The organism is Pistricoccus aurantiacus (assembly GCF_007954585.1).
Classification (GTDB): Bacteria; Pseudomonadota; Gammaproteobacteria; order Pseudomonadales; family Halomonadaceae; genus Pistricoccus; species Pistricoccus aurantiacus.
On record NZ_CP042382.1, the window covers coordinates 3,651,594 to 3,670,266 of the forward strand.

Sequence of the window (18,673 nt, forward strand, 5' to 3'; positions counted from 1 at the left end):
GTGCTGTCTCCCCCTACGCTGTGTGAATAGATTGGATTATCTCGCGAATCCGCCAGACACGACAGGGCGAAATCGGCTTTATTGATACGTGGCCCGAGCGCGATCGAAAGTTTCCAGATCGACGCCGTTGCCCGAAAGGATCAAGGCCACCTTCTGGCCATGTATGTCCAGAGCATGTTCCTCGATGGCGGCGAGCCCCACCGCCGCGGCGCCTTCCACCAACATCCTCTCCTCGGCGAGCAGCTCGACCATGGCTCGGGCGATGGCCCGCTCCGAGACCTGGTAGTGATCGTTCATGACTTCTTCCACCAAAGCAAAGGTACAGCGATTGTGCAGGCCGATACCGCCACCCAGGGAATCGGCGAAGCTTTCGACCTCTTCCACCTCCACCGGCTGGCCCGCCTGCAGGCTTTCCCACATGGCGGCGCCCTGGGCAAGACTCACCCCGGTAAGGCGAATAGCCGGCCTGATGGCCTTGAGCGCCGCGCCGATACCCCCCAGAAGACCGCCGCCGGAAAGCCCGACGATCACCCGGTCGAGATCCGGTTGGTCCTCCAGCAACTCCAGACCGATGGTGCCCTGGCCACTGGCGATCAGCGGATCATCGAAAGGCGGGATCAGCGTCATGCCTTGCTCGCTCACCAGGCGTTCGACTTCCTGGAAGGCCTCGTCCTGACTGCGCCCCATCCGTCTGACATTGGCTCCCAGGGCCTCGATGGCAACGATCTTGTTCTGCGGCACCAGTCTGGAGAGACAGATGGTCGCCGGCACTCCGAGCCGCGCCGCCGCATAGGCCACCGCCCGACCGTGGTTGCCGGTGGAGGCGGTGGTGACGCCGGCCCTCAGGCTGTCTCGTCCTTGTTGCTCGATCAGCGCGGCGATCATGTTGGCGGCCCCGCGCAGCTTGAAGGCGCCGGTGGGCTGGCAGGTCTCCAGCTTGAGAAAGATCTCCGCCTCGAAGCGCCGGGACAGCGCCTGGGACAACACCAGGGGCGTGCGACTTACCTGGCCCGCGATACGCTTGCGGGCCTGATAGATCGACGCCAGAGTGACGCCGTGGTCGGCTGGCGGCGACTTCACCTATTTCAAATCTCCGGACCGGGTTAGCTCGTCGGTTACCTTAGCCACCGCTCGGCGGGTGCGAGCCACCACCTCGTCGACCTCTTCCCGATTGATGGTCATGGGCGGTGCGAAGCCAAGGATATCCCCTTGCGGCATGGCCCGGGCGATCAGATTTTCCTCCAGGGCGGCGGCGGCGATGCGCGGGCCGACCTTGAGGCTGGGGTCGAACAGCGCCCGAGCCTGCGGATTCGGCGAGAACTCCAGGGCCGCCAGCATGCCCACGCCGCGCACGTCCCCCATCAGCGGATGCTCGCGAAACTCCTCCCGGAAGCGTTGCAGAAGATAGGCGCCGGTTTCCGCGGCATTTTGGGTCAGCCCCTCCCGCTCGATGATCTCCAGGTTGGCCAGGCCCGCGGCACAGCCCAGGGCGTGGCCGGAATAGGTCCAGCCGTGGCCGATGGGACCGTGTTCCTCGGTGCCCTGCTCCAGCACCTGCCAGACCCGGTCGCCGACGATTACCCCGGAAAGGGGCTGATAGGCGCTGGTCAGGCCCTTGGCCACGGTCATCAGATCCGGCTTGATGCCGTAGAAATGAGAGCCGAAATCCGCGCCGATACGCCCGAAGCCGCACACCACCTCATCGGCGATCAAGAGGATATCGTAGCGGTCGAGCACCGCCTGAATCTCCTGCCAGTAGCCTTCCGGCGGCGGCACGATGCCGCCGGTCCCCAGCACCGGCTCGCCGATAAAGGCGGCTACGGTGTCCGGGCCTTCCGCCTGGATCATCTCGTCGAGCTTTTGCGCGCAGTACCTGGAAAACTCCCGCTCGCTCATGTCCTGCTGAGTATCGCCACGACGATAGTAATAAGGCGCTTCCGTGTGGCGCACGCCTTCGATGGGCAGATCGAACAGCTTGTGGAAGGCATCCAGCCCGGTCAGGGAGCCCGCGGCGATGCTCGAGCCGTGATAGCCGCGCATACGCGAGATGATCTTCTTCTTGTTAGGCCGCCCCAGCACGTTGTTGTAGTAACGCACCAGCTTGATCTGGGTCTCGTTGGCGTCGCTGCCGGAAAGCCCGTAGTAGACCTTGGACATGCCCGGCCCTGCGAGCTCGAGAATCTTCTCGGAAAGCGCGATCTGCGGCTCGTTGGAGTGGCCTACGTAGGTATGGTAGTAGGCCAGCTCCATGGCTTGGCGATAGATCGCCTCGGCCATTTCGCTTCGACCATAGCCGATATTGACGCAGTAAAGCCCGGCGAAGCCGTCGATATACTCCCGGCCATCCTTGTCGGTGATATGGATGCCCTTGGCCCCGGTGATTACCCGGCCCGGAGCATCGCCGCGGGCAAAGTCCCGCAGATGGCTGGATGCATGAAAGGTGACCTTGCGATCGCGATCGATCAGCGCCTGATGAGGTGCCATAGTGTTCTCCTGATTGAAGCAAATAACGTAAGCCGGCGCTGGCCGGACGATAAAAAACCAATCTTGATAAAAGGCCGCCATTCGCTAAACCGTAATCGTGGCCTGAGCGAATGGCGGCGCCTAGGTAGCGCCATGAGATGACGCCGCAGCTAGCTTCCTGACGCGGAGCCCAGACCGCCAAGACAGTAGTATTTCGTATCCAGGTACTCCTCGATGCCCGGTATGCCGCCTTCCCGGCCCAGGCCGGACTGCTTGATGCCGCCGAAGGGCACCGGAGCGCCGGTCATCTTCACCGAGTTGACCGCCACCATGCCGTACTCGATTCCACGCATCAGTTTCCAGATCCGCCGGATATCATGGGTATAGATATAGGAGGCCAGGCCGTACTCGGTATCGTTGGCCAGCTCGATGGCCTCGTCGTCGTCCCGATAGGAGACCACCCCCGCCACGGGTGCGAAGGTTTCCTCGTGCCAGACCTGCATGTCTCGGGTCACGCCGCTGAGCAGCACCGGCATGAAGAAGTTGGGCCCCGGCGCCTTCGACTGATCCCCGGCCACCAGGGTAGCGCCCTTGGAGATGGCGTCATCGACGATCTGGGACGCCTTCTCCACCGCACGCTCGTTGATCAGAGGACCGAGTTCCGTCTCGCTATCCATCCCGTTGCCTACCCGCAAGGCAGCCATGCGCTCGGCGAACTGGGCGACGAACTCATCGTGAATCGACTCGTGCACGATGATACGATCCGCCGCCAGGCAGTCCTGGCCGGAAGTCTGGAACTTGGCATTGACCGCGGCAAAGGCGGCCTCCCGCGGGTCCATGTCCGGCCCGACGATAAAGGGCGCGTTGCCACCAAGCTCCAGAGACACCCGCTTGACGGTATTCGCGCACTGTTTTAGCAGCAGCTTGCCGACCCGGGTGGAACCGGTGAAGGACAGCGCCTTGACCCGCTCCTCGGCACAAAGAATCTCGGAGATACGCGCGGAATCCCCCAGCACCACGTTGAATACGCCGGCGGGAATGCCGGCCCGCTCCGCCAGTTCCGCCAGCGCCAGCGCCGTGAAGGGAGTCTCCCCGGCGGGCTTGACGATCACCGGGCAGCCCGCCGCCATGGCGGCGCCGGCCTTGCGGGTGATCATTGCCAGCGGAAAATTCCAGGGGGTGATCAGCACGCTGATCCCCACCGGCTCCTTGATGGTGCCAAGCGTGGCGTTGGGAATCGGGCTGGGAATGGTGTCGCCGATGATGCGCTTGCCCTGCTCCGCGAACCAGCGGATAAAGCTCGCCCCGTACTGCACCTCGCCCCGAGAATCCGCCAGGGACTTGCCCTGCTCGCGAGTCATGATGACCGCCAGGTCTTCGCGGTTTTCCTGCAGCTGATCAAACCAGGCCAGCAGCCGCTCGCAGCGCTCATCCGCCCGCAGCGCCCGCCAGTGAACGAAAGCGCGCTCGGCGCTATCCACCGCCGCCCGAATCTGGGCGTCCTCGAGCCAGGGGATATGCCCCAGGGTTTCGCCGGTAGCCGGATCATCCACCGGCGCTTCCCGACCTTCATCGCCATAAGTCCACTTGCCATCGATATAGGCGTATTGATGCAATAGACGCGGATCGCTGAGCTTGAACATCGAACATCTCCTGACTGATTCCTGATAGACAACGAGCCTGATCACTGAGGACATGGTGTACTTCTGATAACCATGCTTGGCTCGCGCCCGACATTCCTGCGATGCTCATAGCGTAAGGGATAAGCGACGCAAAGACTTTTCGATAGCGTCACTATAAATTGCGCTTTTTTTTGTTTACCGACGGGAAGTGGAGGAATTTTCTGAGGATCGCGGAACTATCCGCTTGTAAAGTGAGAGTGCCGAACAGATTTATCGGCTAACGATTTGTCGAGAGGCCAAAGGGAAATGGAGTTCAAGGATTACTATCAAGTCATGGGCGTCGAGCGGGACGCCACCCAGGATGAAATCAAGCGCGCCTACCGCAAGCTGGCGCGCAAGTACCACCCGGACGTCAACAAGGAAGCGAACGCGGAAACCAAGTTCAAGGAAGTGGGCGAGGCTTACGAGGTACTCAAGGATCCGGAGAAGCGCGCCGCCTACGACCAGCTCGGCACCAATTGGCAGGCCGGCCAGGACTTCCAGCCGCCACCGGACTGGGATCAGGGCTTCGAATTCCACGGCGGCGGCTTTACCGAGGCGGACGCGGCCCAGTTCAGCGATTTCTTCGAGGATCTGTTCGGTCGCCGCGGGTCTGGTGGCGCGGGCGGCCGTGGCTTCGAGGACTTCTCTGCGGGAGGCCACAGCCGGGAATTCCATTTCCGAGGCGAGGATAGCCACGCCAGAATTCTGATCGACCTGGAGGATGCCTATCAGGGCGCTACCCGTACCCTGACCCTCAAGCACAGCGAACTGGGCGCCGACGGTCGCCCCCAGGTCAAGGAGCGCAATCTCAACGTCAAGATTCCCAAGGGCATCCGCCCGGGTCAGCATATTCGCCTGACCAAGCAGGGCCAGCCGGGGTTCGGCCAAGGGGAGGCCGGCGACCTGTATCTCGAGGTCGAGTTTCGCCCTCACCCCTTGTACCGGGTCGAGGGCAAGGACGTCTATCTGGAACTGCCCGTAGCCCCCTGGGAGGCGGCACTGGGGGCCAACGTCAAGGTCCCTACGCCAAGCGGCCAGGTGGGTCTGAAGATACCGGCGAATTCAAAAGCCGGCGGCAGACTCCGCCTGCGTGGCCGCGGGCTACCGTCCAAAGCGCCGGGGGATCTCTATGTGGTGCTGCGGGTGGAGCTGCCGAAAGCGAACAGCGAGGCGGACAAGGCGGCGTACGAGGAATTCGCCAAGGCCTTCGAATTCAATCCACGCGCGGATCTGGGAGTATGAATCATGCGACGATCAACCATGACATCGCTGACCGGCGAACTTCTTGAAGAAGAGGTCGAGCTGACCCTGGGAGAACTGTGCCGCGCTTGCCAACTGCCGGCGGAACGGATTTTCGCCCTGGTGGAGGAAGGCGTCATCGAGCCTGCAGGGCGGGATACCACCCAATGGCGTTTCCAGGGCATCAGCGTGACTCGAGTCCATCGCGCCCAGCGCCTGGAGCGGGATCTCGGCATCAATCCCGCCGGGGTGGCGCTGGCGCTGGAACTGCTCGAGGAGATGGATAGGCTGCGACGGCGACTGCGTCGCCTGGAAGGCTGAACGATCAGCGCTTGTCGAGCACCAGTGATGGCGAGGTTCGTTTGACGGTCTTGGTGACGATATAGGTGAAGTAGCGCTCGATGCCGATTTCCGAGACCAGCCAGGCGTCGATCAGCCGCTGATAGCTATCGACGCTTTCCACCTCCAGCTTGATGAGATAGTCGACGCCGCCGCCTACCGCCACGCATTCCGTGACCTCCGGCGCTTCAAGCATCGCCGCCTCGAAGCGCTGGAAGCTTTCCGCGTCGTGAGCCTTGAGTTCGATCTGCACCCATACCGGCGTGCACTTGGCGAGCACCGAGACATTGATGCGCGCGCCATAGCCCTCGATGATCCCAGCCTTTTCCAGGCGGCGCACCCGCTCCCAGCAAGGGCTGACGGAGAGGTTGATCGCTTCCGCCAGCTTCGACTTGGTAATGCGCCCGTCCACGGCGAGAATATCGAGGATCTTCAGATCGAAGCGATCAAGCTTGATGGCTTTTCCGGTCATGGCGTCTCAGGCGTCCAGGCGATCGACGATGGCGCCGATTACCGCGATGGTATCGCCCATCTTGACCTGAGCCGGGAAGCGTCTTGCCACCAGCAGACCGTCCCGCTGAGCATGATATTCCACCGGCGCCACCCCGCAGCGGGTCATGTCGTAGACACGAGCGATCACCTGCCCCGCTTCTACCTTCTCTCCCAGAGCCAGGGTAAGCTCCAGCACCCCTTCATGCTCGCTCTGCACGTAGCAGGAGGCGTCCGGCATATCGATATAGGTCTGCGGCTCCTCCGGCGTTTGCAGTTCGCCCTTCATTACGCCGTAATGCACCAGGAAGTTGTGAATGCCCCGCTCGGTGATGGCGACACTCTGAGGCGTCGAGGTACCACCGCCGCCCAGTTCCGTGGCGACGAATATCTTGCCCTGGGATTCCACCGCGGTATCGAAGAGCTTCGCCGCATCGAGCTCGAACATCATCATCGCCGCGGGCGCGCCGAAGGCGATGGCGCCTTCCAGGGCCTGACGCTGCTGATCCGCATTGTCCAGACGATGGGAGGCTGCAAAGGGAATGATATCCAGGGTGCGCCCGCCGGAATGCAGGTCCAGCACCACGTCGCTGAGCGGCACCAGATAGCGGGTGAAGTAATCAGCGATCTGCTCCGTCACGTTTCCGTCCGGGTTGCCGGGAAAACTGCGATTGAGATTGCCCTGATCCAGCCCGGAGGTGCGCTTGCCCGCTCGCGCCGCCGGCAGGTTCATCATCGGCACGATGATCACACGGCCCTGGATCTGAGCGGCTTCGAGAGTCGTCGTCAGCTTGAGCAGCGCGGTGATGCCCTCGTACTCGTCGCCGTGATTGCCCCCGGTCAGCAACGCCGTGGGGCCCTCGCCGTTCTTGATCACGCTGACGGGAATCATCACCGCCCCCCAGGCGGATTCATCCGTCGAAATCGGCAGCTTGAGATAGCCGTGCTGCACGCCGTCCCGATCGAAATCGACGGTGGTGGAAATAGGGCTTGGCCTAAGGCTCATAGTCGCTCCTTGAAAGACAATGCTCGCGGGTGGCGGATTAATGAACGAATAGCTGACGAGGAAAGTTCGCCAATGTCTCGACACCGGTCTCGGTGATCAGAATGCTTTCAGTGATTTCCATACCCCATTCATCAAGCCATAGCCCCGGCATGAAATGAAAGGTCATGCCCGGCTCAAGCACGGTTTCATCCGTGGGACGCAGGCTCATGGTGCGCTCCCCCCAGTCCGGGGGATAGCTGATGCCGATAGGATAGCCACAGCGAGAACCGCCACGGTCAAAACCGTACTTGTCCATGGCAGTACCCAGGGCCATGGCGATATCCGCGCAGCGATTGCCGGGCTTGGCGACCTCGAGCCCCTTTTCGATGCCTTCCAGTAGCGCGGATTCCGCCCGCATGAAGTCCCGGGGCGGCTTGCCGAGATAGACGGTACGGGACATGGGCGAGTGGTAGCGCTTGAAGACCCCGGCGATCTCGAAGAAGGTACCCTCGCCCTCGCGAAACGGTGTATCGTCCCAGGTCAGATGGGGCGCGGAGGCGTCCAGCCCGGTCGGCAGCAGCGGCACGATGGCGGGATAATCGCCGCCGTGCACCTTGCCGTTTTCATCCTTCCAGCCCTCGATGCCGACGCGATAGATCTCGGATACCAGCTTGCTCTTGGCCAGCCCCGGTTCGATCACTTCCAGTATCCGCGTGTGCATGCCCTCGACGATCTTCGCCGCCACCCGCATATAGGCGATTTCCTGAGGCGACTTGATCGCCCGGCACCAGTTGACCAGCCCGTTGGCATCCTCGAAACGCGCGTGGGGCAATTCCCGCAGCAGGCTCTGGTAGGCCTTGGCGGAGAAGTAGTAGTTATCCATTTCCATGCCGATCACCCCTTCGTGCCAGCCGCGATCCGGAATGATCGACTGGGCGAGATAGTCCATGGGGTGCATGTTCGGGTTCTGGACGTAGTAATCCGGATAATAGGTGATGTTCTCTTCCGCGATCCAGCAGGTACGCAGGGCGCCGTTGGCGTCCATGCGTCGGCCGTACCACACCGGCTCGCCTTCGAGACTCACCAGCACGCACTGATGCACATAGAACGACCAGCCGTCGTAGCCGGTCAGCCAGGCCATGTTGGAAGGGTCGCTGATGATCAGGAGATCGATGCCGCGACTGGCCATTTGCGTGCGCACCTTCCACAACCGAACATGATATTCCTCGCAGGTGAACGGCAGGTTTACCTTGAGCATGAGCCACTCGTCATTTCCAAACTCGTAGAACGGCCTCGCCCCGCAAATCGAAGGGGCAAAGCCGGGCGCGATTACGTTCTTTCCACTGACTTTATCGACCTACTTTATAGAATTTTGATACTAGCACCGCGGTAGCGCCGAGGGTCAAAACCTTTTTCGTCTATGCCTTGCGAGACCGCGCCCCAGTGTCGAAGATGAAGGACATGGAAAACCTGGAAGCAAGGAGCGGCAATGCGCGTACTGATTCATATCGATAACCTCGAGAAGTGGCGCGCTGCGCTGACAAAGCGCCTGCCGGAAGCGGATATCGTCACCAGCAGCGACCCGGAAGAACATCGTCGCCACGCGGACTATCTTGCGGTGTGGAAACCGCCGAGCTGGCTTTTCGAGAATCAACCCGGGCTCAAGGGCATCGTCAATCTCGGCGCCGGGGTGGACGCCCTGCTCGCCACCCCAAAGCTTCCGGAGAACGTGCCCATCGTCAAGCTGCGGGACGCCGGCATGGCGCCGCCCATGGCGGATTACGTGCTGTACGGCGTGCTGCATTTTCAGCGCGACTTCGACCGCTACCTCGGCGATGAGAGTGAACAGCGCTGGCAGCCTCGCGAGATCGTGGAAAAATCCGACTGGCCGGTGGGAGTGCTGGGGCTCGGGGCGATCGGAAGCCAGGTGGCGAAGCGACTGGCTGAATCAGGCTTCCCGGTCCACGGCTGGAGCCGCAGCCCGAAAAGTCTTAAGAATGTCACCTGCCATCACGGTGAAGTCGGGCTCGAGGACATTCTCAAGCAGGTACGCACCCTGGTCACGCTGCTGCCGGATACGCCGCGGACTCGCGGCCTGATCGATGCCGAACGCCTCGCCCTGCTGCCTCGCGGCGCCACCCTGATCAATCCGGGGCGCGGCGCTCTCGTGGATGAAACGGCGCTGGTCGAGGCGCTGGGAAACAGCGAACAGGAAGGCCACCTGCGCGGCGCCCTGCTGGATGTGTTCGAGACGGAACCGCTGCCGGAAGATAGCCCCTTGTGGCGCCATCCCCGGGTACGCCTGACGCCGCACATGTCCGCGCCGACGCCCTTTGAAGCCGCGGCGGATCAGGTAGTGGAAGCGATTCATAGCTGGGAAGCCGGGGAAACCTTGGCAACCGTCGACCGTCGAAGCGGTTATTGAGAAAAGCGCTACCGGAAAGGGAGTTACGCGCATGTCCATGACATCTTATCGCTCCGGCGACGCCCTGCTGGTCGTCGATATGCAAAACGACTTCTGCGAGGGCGGCGCCCTGGCGGTGGAAGGCGGTCAGGCGATCGTGCCGGGCATCAACCGGGAAATCGAAGCGGCGCGTGCCGCCGGCGCCCTGATCGTCGCCTCCCGGGATTGGCATCCGGTGGATCATGTGAGCTTCGTCACTCAAGGGGGGCCCTGGCCGCCGCATTGCGTGCAGGACACCTTCGGCGCCGCCTTTCATCCAGAGCTGGGGCTCCCCGACCTTACCATCAAGGTCAGCAAGGGCACCGCCTTCGATCGGGATGCCTATTCCGCCTTCGACCAGACAGGCCTGGCCGGCTTCCTGCGCAACCGCCAGGTATCGCGGGTCATGGTCTGCGGCCTGGCGCTGGATGTCTGCGTGCGCGCCACGATCCTGGAAGCATTGAAGGAAGGCTTTGCGGTGCAATTGCTCGCGCCGTTAAGCGAGCCGGTGCAACCGGAAAGCCGCCAGGCCTGCCTGGACGAGCTGAGCCAAGCGGGCTGCGAGGTGACGGCATGACGGCTTCTTCTCTGGCGGTGCAGGACGAGGATCTGGCGCTGGTCACCGATCTCTATCAGCTCACCATGCTGCAGGCCTACTTCAAGGAAGACATGGATGAGCGCGGTGTCTTCAGCCTGTATTTCCGCAGGCTGCCGGATTCGCGCAACTTCATGCTGGCCTGCGGGCAGCAATACGCCGCCGGGCTGGCGACTCGGGTGCGCTTTTCCCAGGCTGGCCTTGATCGCCTGGCCGCTACCGGCCGCTTCGACCACGACTTCCTTGCCTGGCTGAAGGATTACCGCTTTTCCGGGGATATCTGGACGCTGCCGGAAGGCACCCCGGTGTTTCCCAACGAACCCCTGATGGAGGTCGAGGCACCCATCGCCGAAGCGCAGCTTCTGGAAAGCCTGATCATGAATCAGGTACAGGTGGAAACCACCCTGGCCTCGAAGGCGGTGCGCCTGGTGATCGCCGCCCGGGGTCGCCAGGTAGTGGATTTCGGCCTGCGCCGCATGCATGGCGTGGACGCGGCGATGCGCGGCGTGCGCGCCTATCGCGCCGCCGGTCTCGACGGCACCAGCAACGTCCTGGGCGGCCTGCGTCACGACCTGACCCTGAGCGGCACCATGGCCCATAGCTACGTACTGGCCCACAACGACGAGATGGAGGCTTTCCGCCAGTTTGCCAAGCTCTATCCGGGCACGACGCTGCTGGTGGATACCTACGATACCTTGGCCGGGGTCGACAAGGTCATCGAGTTGATGGAAGGTCCCGATGCCATCCAGGTTGGCGCGGTGCGCCTGGACTCCGGTGACCTGGGAGAACTGGCCAGGGGCTCTCGGGAACGCCTCGACGCGGCGTGCTTCGAACAGGTCAAGATCGTCGCCAGCAGCAGCCTGGATGAATACAAGATCGCCGAGTTACTGGCGAATGATGCGCCGATCGATGTCTTTGGCGTGGGTACGGCATTGGGCGTATCCACGGATGCGCCGGTGACGGACCTGAGCTACAAGCTGGTGGAATACGCTGGCAAGCCATGCGTCAAGAACTCTCCCGGCAAGGTCAACCTGCCCTATCGCAAGCAGGTCTATCGCTTTCGGGACATCCAGGGACGTTATCAGCGGGACCTGGTGTCCCGGCGCGAGGAATCCGTCGGCGAAGGAGAAGCGCTGCTGGCGCCCATGGTCAAGGCCGGGGAAATACTGGAAGACAGCCTGGCCGATTTGGAGACGATCCGCCAGCGGGTCAGCCAATCCATCGAAGACCTGCCGCCGGACTTGCGCCGGCTCGAAGCGGCGGCTACACCTTACCCGGTATCACTCAGCGACGAGTTGAAGCGCTGGCAGCAGGATTGATCATCCAAGAAACCACTCGAGCATCAAGGAAGAAAATTTCATGAACCGACGCGATTTCCTGAAGGCAACCGGGGTGCTGGGCAGCAGCGCCTTTCTGCCGCTTTCCAGCCTGCTGGCGGCGGTCGACGGCTCGACTCGAACCATCGGCCCTCGGGAACCTTTCGATTATGCCTGGCTCAAGGGCCTGGCCAGGAGCCTTTCCGAGCAGGCGTATCAGTCCCCGGAGGCCGAGCTGCCGAAGACGCTGCAGGACCTGAGCTGGGACGACTACCAGGCCATCGCCTTCCAGAAGGATCATGCCCTGTGGGCCGATGATGAAGCCTCGCCCTTTCAGGCCCAGCTCTTCCATCTGGGGCTCTACTTCAAGAAGCCGGTGCATATCTTCGAGGTGGAAGACGGTCAGGCCCAGGAAATCGCCTTCGATCCGGCCATGTTCGATTACGGCGACACGGATATCGAGCCGGACGAGCTGCCGGAAGATCTGGGCTTCGCCGGCTTTCGGCTGCATCATCAGAGCGACTGGCAGCGGGACGTGGCGGCTTTCCTCGGCGCCAGCTATTTCCGCGCCGTGGGCAAGTCGCGCCAGTACGGCCTGTCCGCCCGAGGCCTGGCCATCGACACCGCCATGGATCGTCCGGAGGAGTTCCCGGATTTCACTCGCTTCTGGCTGGAAAGGCCCCAGGACGGCAGCGAGGCGGTCACCGTCTATGCGCTGCTGGAATCACCGAGCGTCACCGGCGCCTATCGCTTTCTCATCACCTACGGCGAGGGCACGGTCATGGACGTGGATGCAGCGCTCTATCCGCGCAAGGCCATGGAGCGCCTGGGCATCGCGCCGTTGACCAGCATGTACATGGTCGGCGAGAACGATCAGCAGGCTAACTGGGACTGGCGCCAGGAAATTCACGATTCCGACGGACTTTCTCTGCATACCGGCAGCGACGAGTGGCTGTGGCGCCCCCTCGCCAATCCGCCGAGCCTGCGCTTCAACAGCTTCCAGGATGAAAGTCCCCGCGGCTTCGGCCTGCTGCAGCGGGACCAGAACTTCGATCACTATCAGGACGACGGCGTCTTCTACGATCGTCGCCCCAGCGTGTGGATCGAACCCAAGGGCGACTGGGGGGCCGGCGCGGTGCAACTGGTGGAAATCCCCACCCTGGACGAAACCTTCGACAATATCGTCGCCTTCTGGAACCCGGCGGCGCCGGCGGAGCCGGGCAGCGAAATGCTCTACGGCTACCGTATCTATTGGCAGGCCCGTCCACCGGCACAGCCAACTCTCGCGCGCTGCGTGGCCACCCGCACCGGCATCGGCGGCCTGGTGGGCAAGCGGCGGGAATACTTCAGCTGGCGCTTCGTGGTGGATTTCCAAGGCGGCCCTTTCCCCTTCGACGGCTCAGAGGAAGTCGAAGTGAAGCCGGTCATCGAGACCAGTGCCGGGCGAGTCGAGATCACTTCCGCCCGCCCGCTGGACGCCATCGACGGCTATCGCGCCATGTTCGACGTAGTGCCCCCGGATGACGGCACCGAACCCATCAACCTGCGCCTGTACCTCAAGGCGGAGGATCAACCGCTGACGGAAACCTGGATCTACCAGTGGACCCCGCCCCCGGCGGAGGAGCGGGAGCTGCATAACCCGGGACATCTTTGATGGCCCGGCCTACGAGCTGTCGAACTATCCATATTCAAGCTATCGACAATCGAACTCCGTTACCGGCACCGCGTAGACGAAGCCATCCTGGCTGCCGACAAAAACGGTATTGTTGATCACCACCGGTCCGCCGGGAGCGAGCGCCGTTGCGGAGGCGGCGTTACTTGAACCGCCTAGCTTCATCTTGCTGGTAGCCTGGCCGTTTTCGCAGCGGGGTTCGTCGCCGTCTTCCGCGTCCAGTGCATAGAGAAAGCCGGCGGTATCACCGAAGAACACCTTGCCGGCGGTGATCGCCGGGGCGCCCTTGATACCGGCGTTGGTCGGATGCTCCCACAGGCGCTTGCCGGTTTTCAGATCGTAGGCATACATGCCGCGGGCGTAAGGGCTACCCACGAAGACCTTCCCATCGGCGATGGCCGGGGCGCCGGAGGTATTATTGGGCTGATGGGGGCCGCTACCCAGCAGATCCTCCCAGAGAAGCTCGCCGGACATGGCATCGAAGGCGTAGATAAAATGGAAGCCACCGCGCTGGGTCGAGTAGCGACGCTTTTCCTGATCGGAAAGATTATGACGCCCCACCATTCCCGTCATCACCACGATTCCATCCGAGACCGCCGGAGGCACGTCGGTGAAGGAGGCGGTTTCGTCGAAACGCCATCGAATGTCGCGATTGTCGAGATCCACCGCGATTACGCTGTTGAGTGAACCCACGTACAGTACGCCGTCTTCGATTGCCGGAGAGGACATGCTCACCCAGCCGGGCAGCTCCAAAGACCAGCGCTGCTCGCCGCTTCCCGGATCCAGGGCGAGCAGCTCGCCGCCGCCGGTGGTGATATAGAGGGTTTCGTCCCACATGGCCGGGGTGGGCATGACCTCCCCCAGGGTGGCGTGACTCCACAAGGTGGCGCCATCCTCAGGGTCCACCGCCATCACCCCGCTGTCACCAGTGCCGCGCACGAATTCGCTTTGAAAGGCACGATTGCCATAGCCGACGAAGATTCTACCGTCGGACTGAATCATCTCCGAGTGAATCCAGTTAGGTGCGTGACGAAACCAGGGGTTGTCGTCGTGCCAGGCCGCCTTGCCTTCGGGCAGATTGAAGCGGAACATGCCGCCGGTGGCGTGATTGCCGATATAAAGTGCGTTATCCACGATCACCGGGGTCGCCCGCACCTGATCGCCGGTGCGAAACTTCATGCGCTTGAGCGGCGCATCGCCATTGCTGAATACCGCGTTATTGGTGGCATCCAGACGATACTGAGTCCATTCGTCGGGACCGAAGCCAGCCGCGAGCGTCGAACTCGTCAGTGCCATCAGACATCCTGTCAGCAGCGTGTGTTTTTTCCAGACATTCATTGTGTATTCCTCATGGCATATATGATTTACGGTATATATTCCCCACGCCATGTATTACTGACGTCATGTTTTTGTGGCTTATGTTATCTACGGCATATGTTATTGACGCCATGGCAAGCAATGAATCGCGAGATATTGGACTTAGCCTAGTCCAAGCGGTCGTAAATCTGGAACCTTTTGCTTTAACGGTTCTTCCAAGCCTTCTGGCGACACGAATTCAAGGAGTGAACATGCATCGCTTACACCGCGCCCTTTATCTGGTTCTGATGCTGGTCTGGATAGGCGCTGGCCATGGCGCCCTGGCGGTCACCGAAGCGAACGTCGATGACGAAACCGTCACGCCCTTTTCCGCCACCTATCGGCTACATATCGACGGCTGGCCGAGCGCCCACATTCATCATCGGCTATCTCATCAGCCGGACAGCGATAGCTGGCAAAGCGAGATGCGTGCCGCTATCAGCATCGCCAAGGGATGGGAAAAAAGCCGTTTCCTCGTATCGCCTCAGAATGTGACGAGCCTGGATTACACCAGCGGCTACTCCCTGTTCGGCATGGGAGACAACTATCAGCAGAACGCCGCTAGCCTGGACGGCTTGCCGGATCGTCAGGCGGCGCTGTTCGATTGGACCCGCCAGGTACGCGATGTCCGCTGCGGGCACACTCAGATGCCGCCCTGCGTTCTGCACTATGCGAATCACAAGGGCGAAGAGGAGACATTTCTCTATCGCATTGACGAGCGCGGCGAGCTGACGACCCCGGCGGGAAAATTCCCGGCGATTACCATCACGGCCTGGGAGCCGGACGAGCCGGACCGCTATTATCGGTTGAGCTTTCATCGCGACGTGCCCGGCCTGCTGCTGGCGCTGGATTATTATCGAGACGACAAGCGCAAGAGCTATCTGCGGGTCGACAGGCTGGCACTAGGAGTGCCGGAACCTCTATCACATTGACTCAATACCTCGAGGAAAAGCGTTTTCCTTTATACGAAACAGCTTTTAAAGTGCTCCTTTCCTGCTCACCTGCACCGATGGAGCCGCCATGCTGTCCGGTCTATTGATCGTGTTGTTACCGCTGGTACTGGGGTATCTGGTACCGGTTCGCCACGCCGGTCTGTTGGCGCTGATCAATCAGGCGGTCAATGCCTCCGTATATCTCATCCTGCTGCTGATGGGAGTAAGCCTGGCGGCGCTGGACGACCTGGGTAGCCAGCTTTCCTACATGGGCTCCCAGGCGTTGATGCTGTTCACGGTAATTGCTGTCTGCAACCTGGCGACCCTGGCCTGGCTTTCCCGACGCAGCCGGCTGCGGGCGGAAGGCTCGCCGATCGTCAAGGACGCGCCGACCAGCAAGCTTGCGGCGATGCTGGGCTCGCTGGCTCTGGTGGGCGTGGTGATTCTCGGCGTGCTGGTGGGCCTGGCCCTCGACTGGCTGGGCCTGGAACGCCTGCATGGCGTTGCGGAGCCCCTGGCGGAATGGGTGCTGTATGTACTGCTGGCGCTGATCGGCTGTCAGCTGCGTAATTCCGGCATGTCCCTCAAGCAGATTCTGCTCAATCGCCACGGGCTGGTCATCGCCGTCACGGTGGTCGCAAGCTCGTTGATCGCCGGACTGATCGCGGCGCCATTGTTGTCGCTTTCCTGGAACGAAGGACTCGCCATGGCCGCGGGCTTCGGCTGGTACTCCCTTTCCGGGATTCTGATCGGCGATCAGTTGGGTCCGGTGCTTGGCGGCGTGGCGTTTTTCAATGACCTGGCCCGGGAATTGCTGGCGTTTATCCTGATCCCATTGACCATTCACCGCGCCACGCCTCTGGCCATCGGCTACGGCGGCGCCACTTCCATGGACTTCACCCTGCCGGTGATTCAGCAGCACGGCGGCGTGGCCTGCGTGCCCATCGCGGTGGTCAGCGGCTTTATCCTGTCGCTTCTGGCACCGCCGCTGATACTGTTGTTTCTATCGTTGTGAACACATCGATGGTCCCCATGTCACATCACCATGCTTTCCGATAGGAGCCTTATTATGACAACGTCTCGACATATCGCTTTTTTGATTCTGGTGCCGGAGCCGGGCAACACTGCCCTGAGCAGCCAATCCAGCGGCGACTATCACCTGAGCCTGGCCACCCTGAGCGACATTGACAGCGCCAAGCGCCTGGTTCGGGAACTGGTATCCCAAGGGGTCTCGACGATAGAGTTGAGTTCGAGCTTTGGCGACGACGGTCTTGCGGCCATTCAGGAAGCGGCGGGGAAAGATGTTCGGGTGGGATTGGTACGCTTCTGAGCGACCACGATTGCGGCCAACCGACACTTGGCGAGCCGAGGCAAACGTCCTAAGGTAGTTAGGCTGCTCACCCCCTATCGAGACAACCACTACCGAGACAACCACTACCGAGACTGCCGATGGCTCGCCGATCTTCCTTTTCCCTTCCCTTGCCGGGGCGCGGCCTGGTTTCCGCCTGGCGCGACGGCTACACCCTGGCCGATCTGCGTCAGGATCTGATAGCCGGCCTGACCATCGGCATCGTCGCGGTGCCGCTCTCCATGGCTCTGGCTATCGCCACCGGCGTGCCGCCCCAGCATGGGCTCTATACCGCTATCGTCGCCGGGGCAATCATTGCCCTGACCGGGGGATCGCGCTTCAACGTGTCCGGCCCCACCGCCGCCTTCGTGGTAATCCTGTTCCCCATCGTCGCCAGTTACGGCATCGGCGGTCTGCTGATCGCCACCCTGATGGCCGGGCTGATTCTGATCGGCCTGGGGCTGGCGCGGTTGGGATCGTTGATTCAATTTATTCCCTACCCGGTGATTCTGGGCTTCACGGCCGGGATCGGCACGGTGATCGCCCTGCTCCAAGTACCGGATTTTTTGGGCCTGAAGGATTTATCGCTTGGTGATAGCACCTTGAGCAATATAGCCCTTATCGGCGCGGCGCTGCCACGCATCGATCCCGTGGAGCTGTCCATCGGCGCCATTACTCTGGCGACGCTGATCCTTTGGCCCAGGCTCAAACTGCCGGTACCGGCGCCGCTAGTCGGTTTGGCGGTTGGCACCCTGGCCGCCCTCGCGCTGACGCCAATGGGGCTGGAGGTGGATACCATCGCCTCGCGATTCCAATGGTCCAGTCACGGACTGGAAGGCAACGGCATACCGCCTTTCGCACCGAGTTTCGCGCTGCCCTGGCAGCTTCCCGGCGGAGACGGCGCGCCGCTGACCGTGGACTTCGCCTTGATCCGCGAACTGATGGGTCCTGCCTTCGCTATCGCCATGCTGGCCGCTATCGAGTCGCTGTTGTGTGCCGTGGTAGCGGACGGCATGACCCGCACCCGTCACGATCCCAACGCGGAACTGATCGGCCAGGGGCTTGGCAATATCGTCGTTACCTTCTTCGGCGGCATTACCGCCACCGCCGCCCTGGCGCGGACCGCCACCAACATCCGCAGCGGCGCCCGTTCACCCATTGCCTCGGTAGTACATGCGGCGGTGGTCTTACTCGCTATCGTCGCCCTGGCGGGCATTCTCGGTTTAGTGCCCATGGCGGCCCTGGCGGCGCTTTTGTTCATCATCGCCTGGAACATGAGCGAGGCGCGCCATTTCGTGCACACCTTGAAAAGCGCCCCGGGTAGCGACGTGGCGATCCTCGTGATCTGCTTTGGGCTGACGGTGATATTCGACATGGTATTGGCGGTGGGCGTCGGCATGGGGCTGGCGGCGGTGCTGTTCATCCGCCGCATGGCCCTGGTCACCCACACCCGGCGGCTCGATGGGGAAACCCACAATGATCTTGCGGGCCTGCCGAGCCAGGTGGCCGCTTACGCCATCAACGGGCCGCTATTTTTCGGCGCCGCGGAAAAGGCCATAGCCTCCCTGCGTATCGTCGACAAGGATGTCAAGGTGGTGATGCTCGACATGCGCGACGTACCGAGCCTGGACACCACGGCGATCGTCGCCCTGCAGACCCTGCTTGGCGAACTGCGGGATCAACGCATCGGCGTGATCATCATCGGTATTTCCGCGCCGCTGTATCTCAAGCTGCATCGCGCCGGGCTACGCCGCGAACGTGGCTTGCTCTCGCGGGTGGAGAACACGGAACACGCCAAGCGGCTGGCACGCCGGTGGCTGGCGGCAAGCTGA

General features: G+C 62.0%; 17 protein-coding genes. 10 read left to right on the top strand and 7 right to left on the bottom strand.

The annotated features are described in order from the left end of the window. Window positions 1-78 precede the first annotated feature (78 nt). The 3 genes from eutB to FGL86_RS17250 all read right to left on the bottom strand — a co-directional run bounded on the left by eutB (window position 79) and on the right by FGL86_RS17250 (window position 4,106). Window positions 79-1,080 carry a hydroxyectoine utilization dehydratase EutB gene (eutB, locus tag FGL86_RS17240; RefSeq protein ID WP_147185913.1) on the bottom strand — a complete coding sequence of 334 codons (1,002 nt, stop codon included), beginning with the start codon at window positions 1,078-1,080 and terminating at the stop codon, window positions 79-81. Further along, the gene (locus FGL86_RS17245; protein ID WP_147185914.1) at window positions 1,081-2,484 is read right to left on the bottom strand and encodes an aminotransferase; all 1,404 of its coding nucleotides are present in this window, start codon (window positions 2,482-2,484) and stop codon (window positions 1,081-1,083) included. A gap of 149 nt (window positions 2,485-2,633) precedes the next feature. Further along, entirely contained in the window at window positions 2,634-4,106 is a 1,473-nt protein-coding gene (locus tag FGL86_RS17250) for an NAD-dependent succinate-semialdehyde dehydrogenase (protein WP_147185915.1), read from the bottom strand. A gap of 285 nt (window positions 4,107-4,391) precedes the next feature. On the opposite strand from FGL86_RS17250, the gene FGL86_RS17255 reads away from it, so the two are divergent. Beyond that, window positions 4,392-5,369 carry a DnaJ C-terminal domain-containing protein gene (locus FGL86_RS17255; RefSeq protein ID WP_147185916.1) on the top strand — a complete coding sequence of 326 codons (978 nt, stop codon included), beginning with the start codon at window positions 4,392-4,394 and terminating at the stop codon, window positions 5,367-5,369. A 3-nt stretch (window positions 5,370-5,372) separates the two neighbouring features. Beyond that, the gene (locus FGL86_RS17260; protein ID WP_222433771.1) at window positions 5,373-5,687 is read left to right on the top strand and encodes a chaperone modulator CbpM; all 315 of its coding nucleotides are present in this window, start codon (window positions 5,373-5,375) and stop codon (window positions 5,685-5,687) included. 4 nt (window positions 5,688-5,691) lie between these two features. Here the strand turns inward: FGL86_RS17260 and FGL86_RS17265 are convergent, their stop codons facing one another. From FGL86_RS17265 to doeA, 3 genes are read right to left on the bottom strand one after another with little or no spacing between them, the layout of a single operon-like run. Further along, entirely contained in the window at window positions 5,692-6,177 is a 486-nt protein-coding gene (locus tag FGL86_RS17265) for an Lrp/AsnC family transcriptional regulator (RefSeq protein WP_147185917.1), read from the bottom strand. Between the two features lie 6 nt (window positions 6,178-6,183). Then, window positions 6,184-7,200, bottom strand: coding sequence for a N(2)-acetyl-L-2,4-diaminobutanoate deacetylase DoeB (gene doeB, locus FGL86_RS17270; RefSeq protein WP_147185918.1), 1,017 nt, complete (start codon window positions 7,198-7,200; stop codon window positions 6,184-6,186). A gap of 37 nt (window positions 7,201-7,237) precedes the next feature. After that, window positions 7,238-8,437 carry an ectoine hydrolase DoeA gene (doeA, locus tag FGL86_RS17275; RefSeq protein WP_147185919.1) on the bottom strand — a complete coding sequence of 400 codons (1,200 nt, stop codon included), beginning with the start codon at window positions 8,435-8,437 and terminating at the stop codon, window positions 7,238-7,240. Between the two features lie 231 nt (window positions 8,438-8,668). Between doeA and FGL86_RS17280 the strand changes: the two genes are divergently transcribed. Genes FGL86_RS17280 through FGL86_RS17295 form a run of 4 tightly spaced genes read left to right on the top strand, consistent with a single transcriptional unit; the run spans window position 8,669 to window position 13,187 of the window. Continuing rightward, entirely contained in the window at window positions 8,669-9,604 is a 936-nt protein-coding gene (locus tag FGL86_RS17280) for a 2-hydroxyacid dehydrogenase (RefSeq protein ID WP_147185920.1), read from the top strand. A gap of 31 nt (window positions 9,605-9,635) precedes the next feature. After that, window positions 9,636-10,199, top strand: coding sequence for a nicotinamidase (locus tag FGL86_RS17285; RefSeq protein ID WP_147185921.1), 564 nt, complete (start codon window positions 9,636-9,638; stop codon window positions 10,197-10,199). Further along, window positions 10,196-11,536 carry a nicotinate phosphoribosyltransferase gene (locus FGL86_RS17290; protein WP_147185922.1) on the top strand — a complete coding sequence of 447 codons (1,341 nt, stop codon included), beginning with the start codon at window positions 10,196-10,198 and terminating at the stop codon, window positions 11,534-11,536. The genes FGL86_RS17285 and FGL86_RS17290 overlap by 4 nt, the downstream gene beginning before the upstream one ends. A gap of 40 nt (window positions 11,537-11,576) precedes the next feature. Then, entirely contained in the window at window positions 11,577-13,187 is a 1,611-nt protein-coding gene (locus FGL86_RS17295; RefSeq protein ID WP_147185923.1) for an OpgD/OpgG family glucan biosynthesis protein, read from the top strand. Between the two features lie 39 nt (window positions 13,188-13,226). Here FGL86_RS17295 and FGL86_RS17300 read toward each other — a convergent pair whose 3' ends face one another. Continuing rightward, window positions 13,227-14,543: an outer membrane protein assembly factor BamB family protein gene (locus tag FGL86_RS17300; RefSeq protein ID WP_186764440.1), complete on the bottom strand. Its 1,317-nt coding sequence runs from the start codon at window positions 14,541-14,543 to the stop codon at window positions 13,227-13,229. Window positions 14,544-14,773: 230 nt separating this feature from the next. Between FGL86_RS17300 and FGL86_RS17305 the strand changes: the two genes are divergently transcribed. The 4 genes from FGL86_RS17305 (at window position 14,774) to dauA (ending at window position 18,673) form a co-directional block, all read left to right on the top strand. Further along, window positions 14,774-15,493, top strand: coding sequence for a hypothetical protein (locus FGL86_RS17305; RefSeq protein ID WP_147185925.1), 720 nt, complete (start codon window positions 14,774-14,776; stop codon window positions 15,491-15,493). An 88-nt stretch (window positions 15,494-15,581) separates the two neighbouring features. Then, window positions 15,582-16,508: a LysO family transporter gene (locus FGL86_RS17310; protein ID WP_147185926.1), complete on the top strand. Its 927-nt coding sequence runs from the start codon at window positions 15,582-15,584 to the stop codon at window positions 16,506-16,508. A 54-nt stretch (window positions 16,509-16,562) separates the two neighbouring features. Then, complete coding sequence (locus tag FGL86_RS17315; RefSeq protein ID WP_147185927.1) at window positions 16,563-16,823, top strand: DUF6506 family protein; 261 nt, start codon at window positions 16,563-16,565, stop codon at window positions 16,821-16,823. A 119-nt stretch (window positions 16,824-16,942) separates the two neighbouring features. Continuing rightward, window positions 16,943-18,673: a C4-dicarboxylic acid transporter DauA gene (gene dauA / locus FGL86_RS17320; RefSeq protein ID WP_147185928.1), complete on the top strand. Its 1,731-nt coding sequence runs from the start codon at window positions 16,943-16,945 to the stop codon at window positions 18,671-18,673.

Excerpts from the sequence above, each read along its gene's own strand:
- FGL86_RS17245 (WP_147185914.1), bottom strand. The coding sequence starts at position 2,484 with ATGGCACCTCATCAGGCGCTGATCGATCGCGATCGCAAGGTCACCTTT.
- FGL86_RS17250 (WP_147185915.1), bottom strand. The coding sequence starts at position 4,106 with ATGTTCAAGCTCAGCGATCCGCGTCTATTGCATCAATACGCCTATATC.
- FGL86_RS17255 (WP_147185916.1), top strand. The coding sequence starts at position 4,392 with ATGGAGTTCAAGGATTACTATCAAGTCATGGGCGTCGAGCGGGACGCC.
- FGL86_RS17260 (WP_222433771.1), top strand. The coding sequence starts at position 5,373 with ATGCGACGATCAACCATGACATCGCTGACCGGCGAACTTCTTGAAGAA.
- FGL86_RS17265 (WP_147185917.1), bottom strand. The coding sequence starts at position 6,177 with ATGACCGGAAAAGCCATCAAGCTTGATCGCTTCGATCTGAAGATCCTC.
- doeB (WP_147185918.1), bottom strand. The coding sequence starts at position 7,200 with ATGAGCCTTAGGCCAAGCCCTATTTCCACCACCGTCGATTTCGATCGG.
- doeA (WP_147185919.1), bottom strand. The coding sequence starts at position 8,437 with ATGCTCAAGGTAAACCTGCCGTTCACCTGCGAGGAATATCATGTTCGG.
- FGL86_RS17280 (WP_147185920.1), top strand. The coding sequence starts at position 8,669 with ATGCGCGTACTGATTCATATCGATAACCTCGAGAAGTGGCGCGCTGCG.
- FGL86_RS17285 (WP_147185921.1), top strand. The coding sequence starts at position 9,636 with ATGTCCATGACATCTTATCGCTCCGGCGACGCCCTGCTGGTCGTCGAT.
- FGL86_RS17290 (WP_147185922.1), top strand. The coding sequence starts at position 10,196 with ATGACGGCTTCTTCTCTGGCGGTGCAGGACGAGGATCTGGCGCTGGTC.
- FGL86_RS17295 (WP_147185923.1), top strand. The coding sequence starts at position 11,577 with ATGAACCGACGCGATTTCCTGAAGGCAACCGGGGTGCTGGGCAGCAGC.
- FGL86_RS17300 (WP_186764440.1), bottom strand. The coding sequence starts at position 14,543 with ATGAATGTCTGGAAAAAACACACGCTGCTGACAGGATGTCTGATGGCA.
- FGL86_RS17305 (WP_147185925.1), top strand. The coding sequence starts at position 14,774 with ATGCATCGCTTACACCGCGCCCTTTATCTGGTTCTGATGCTGGTCTGG.
- FGL86_RS17310 (WP_147185926.1), top strand. The coding sequence starts at position 15,582 with ATGCTGTCCGGTCTATTGATCGTGTTGTTACCGCTGGTACTGGGGTAT.
- FGL86_RS17315 (WP_147185927.1), top strand. The coding sequence starts at position 16,563 with ATGACAACGTCTCGACATATCGCTTTTTTGATTCTGGTGCCGGAGCCG.
- dauA (WP_147185928.1), top strand. The coding sequence starts at position 16,943 with ATGGCTCGCCGATCTTCCTTTTCCCTTCCCTTGCCGGGGCGCGGCCTG.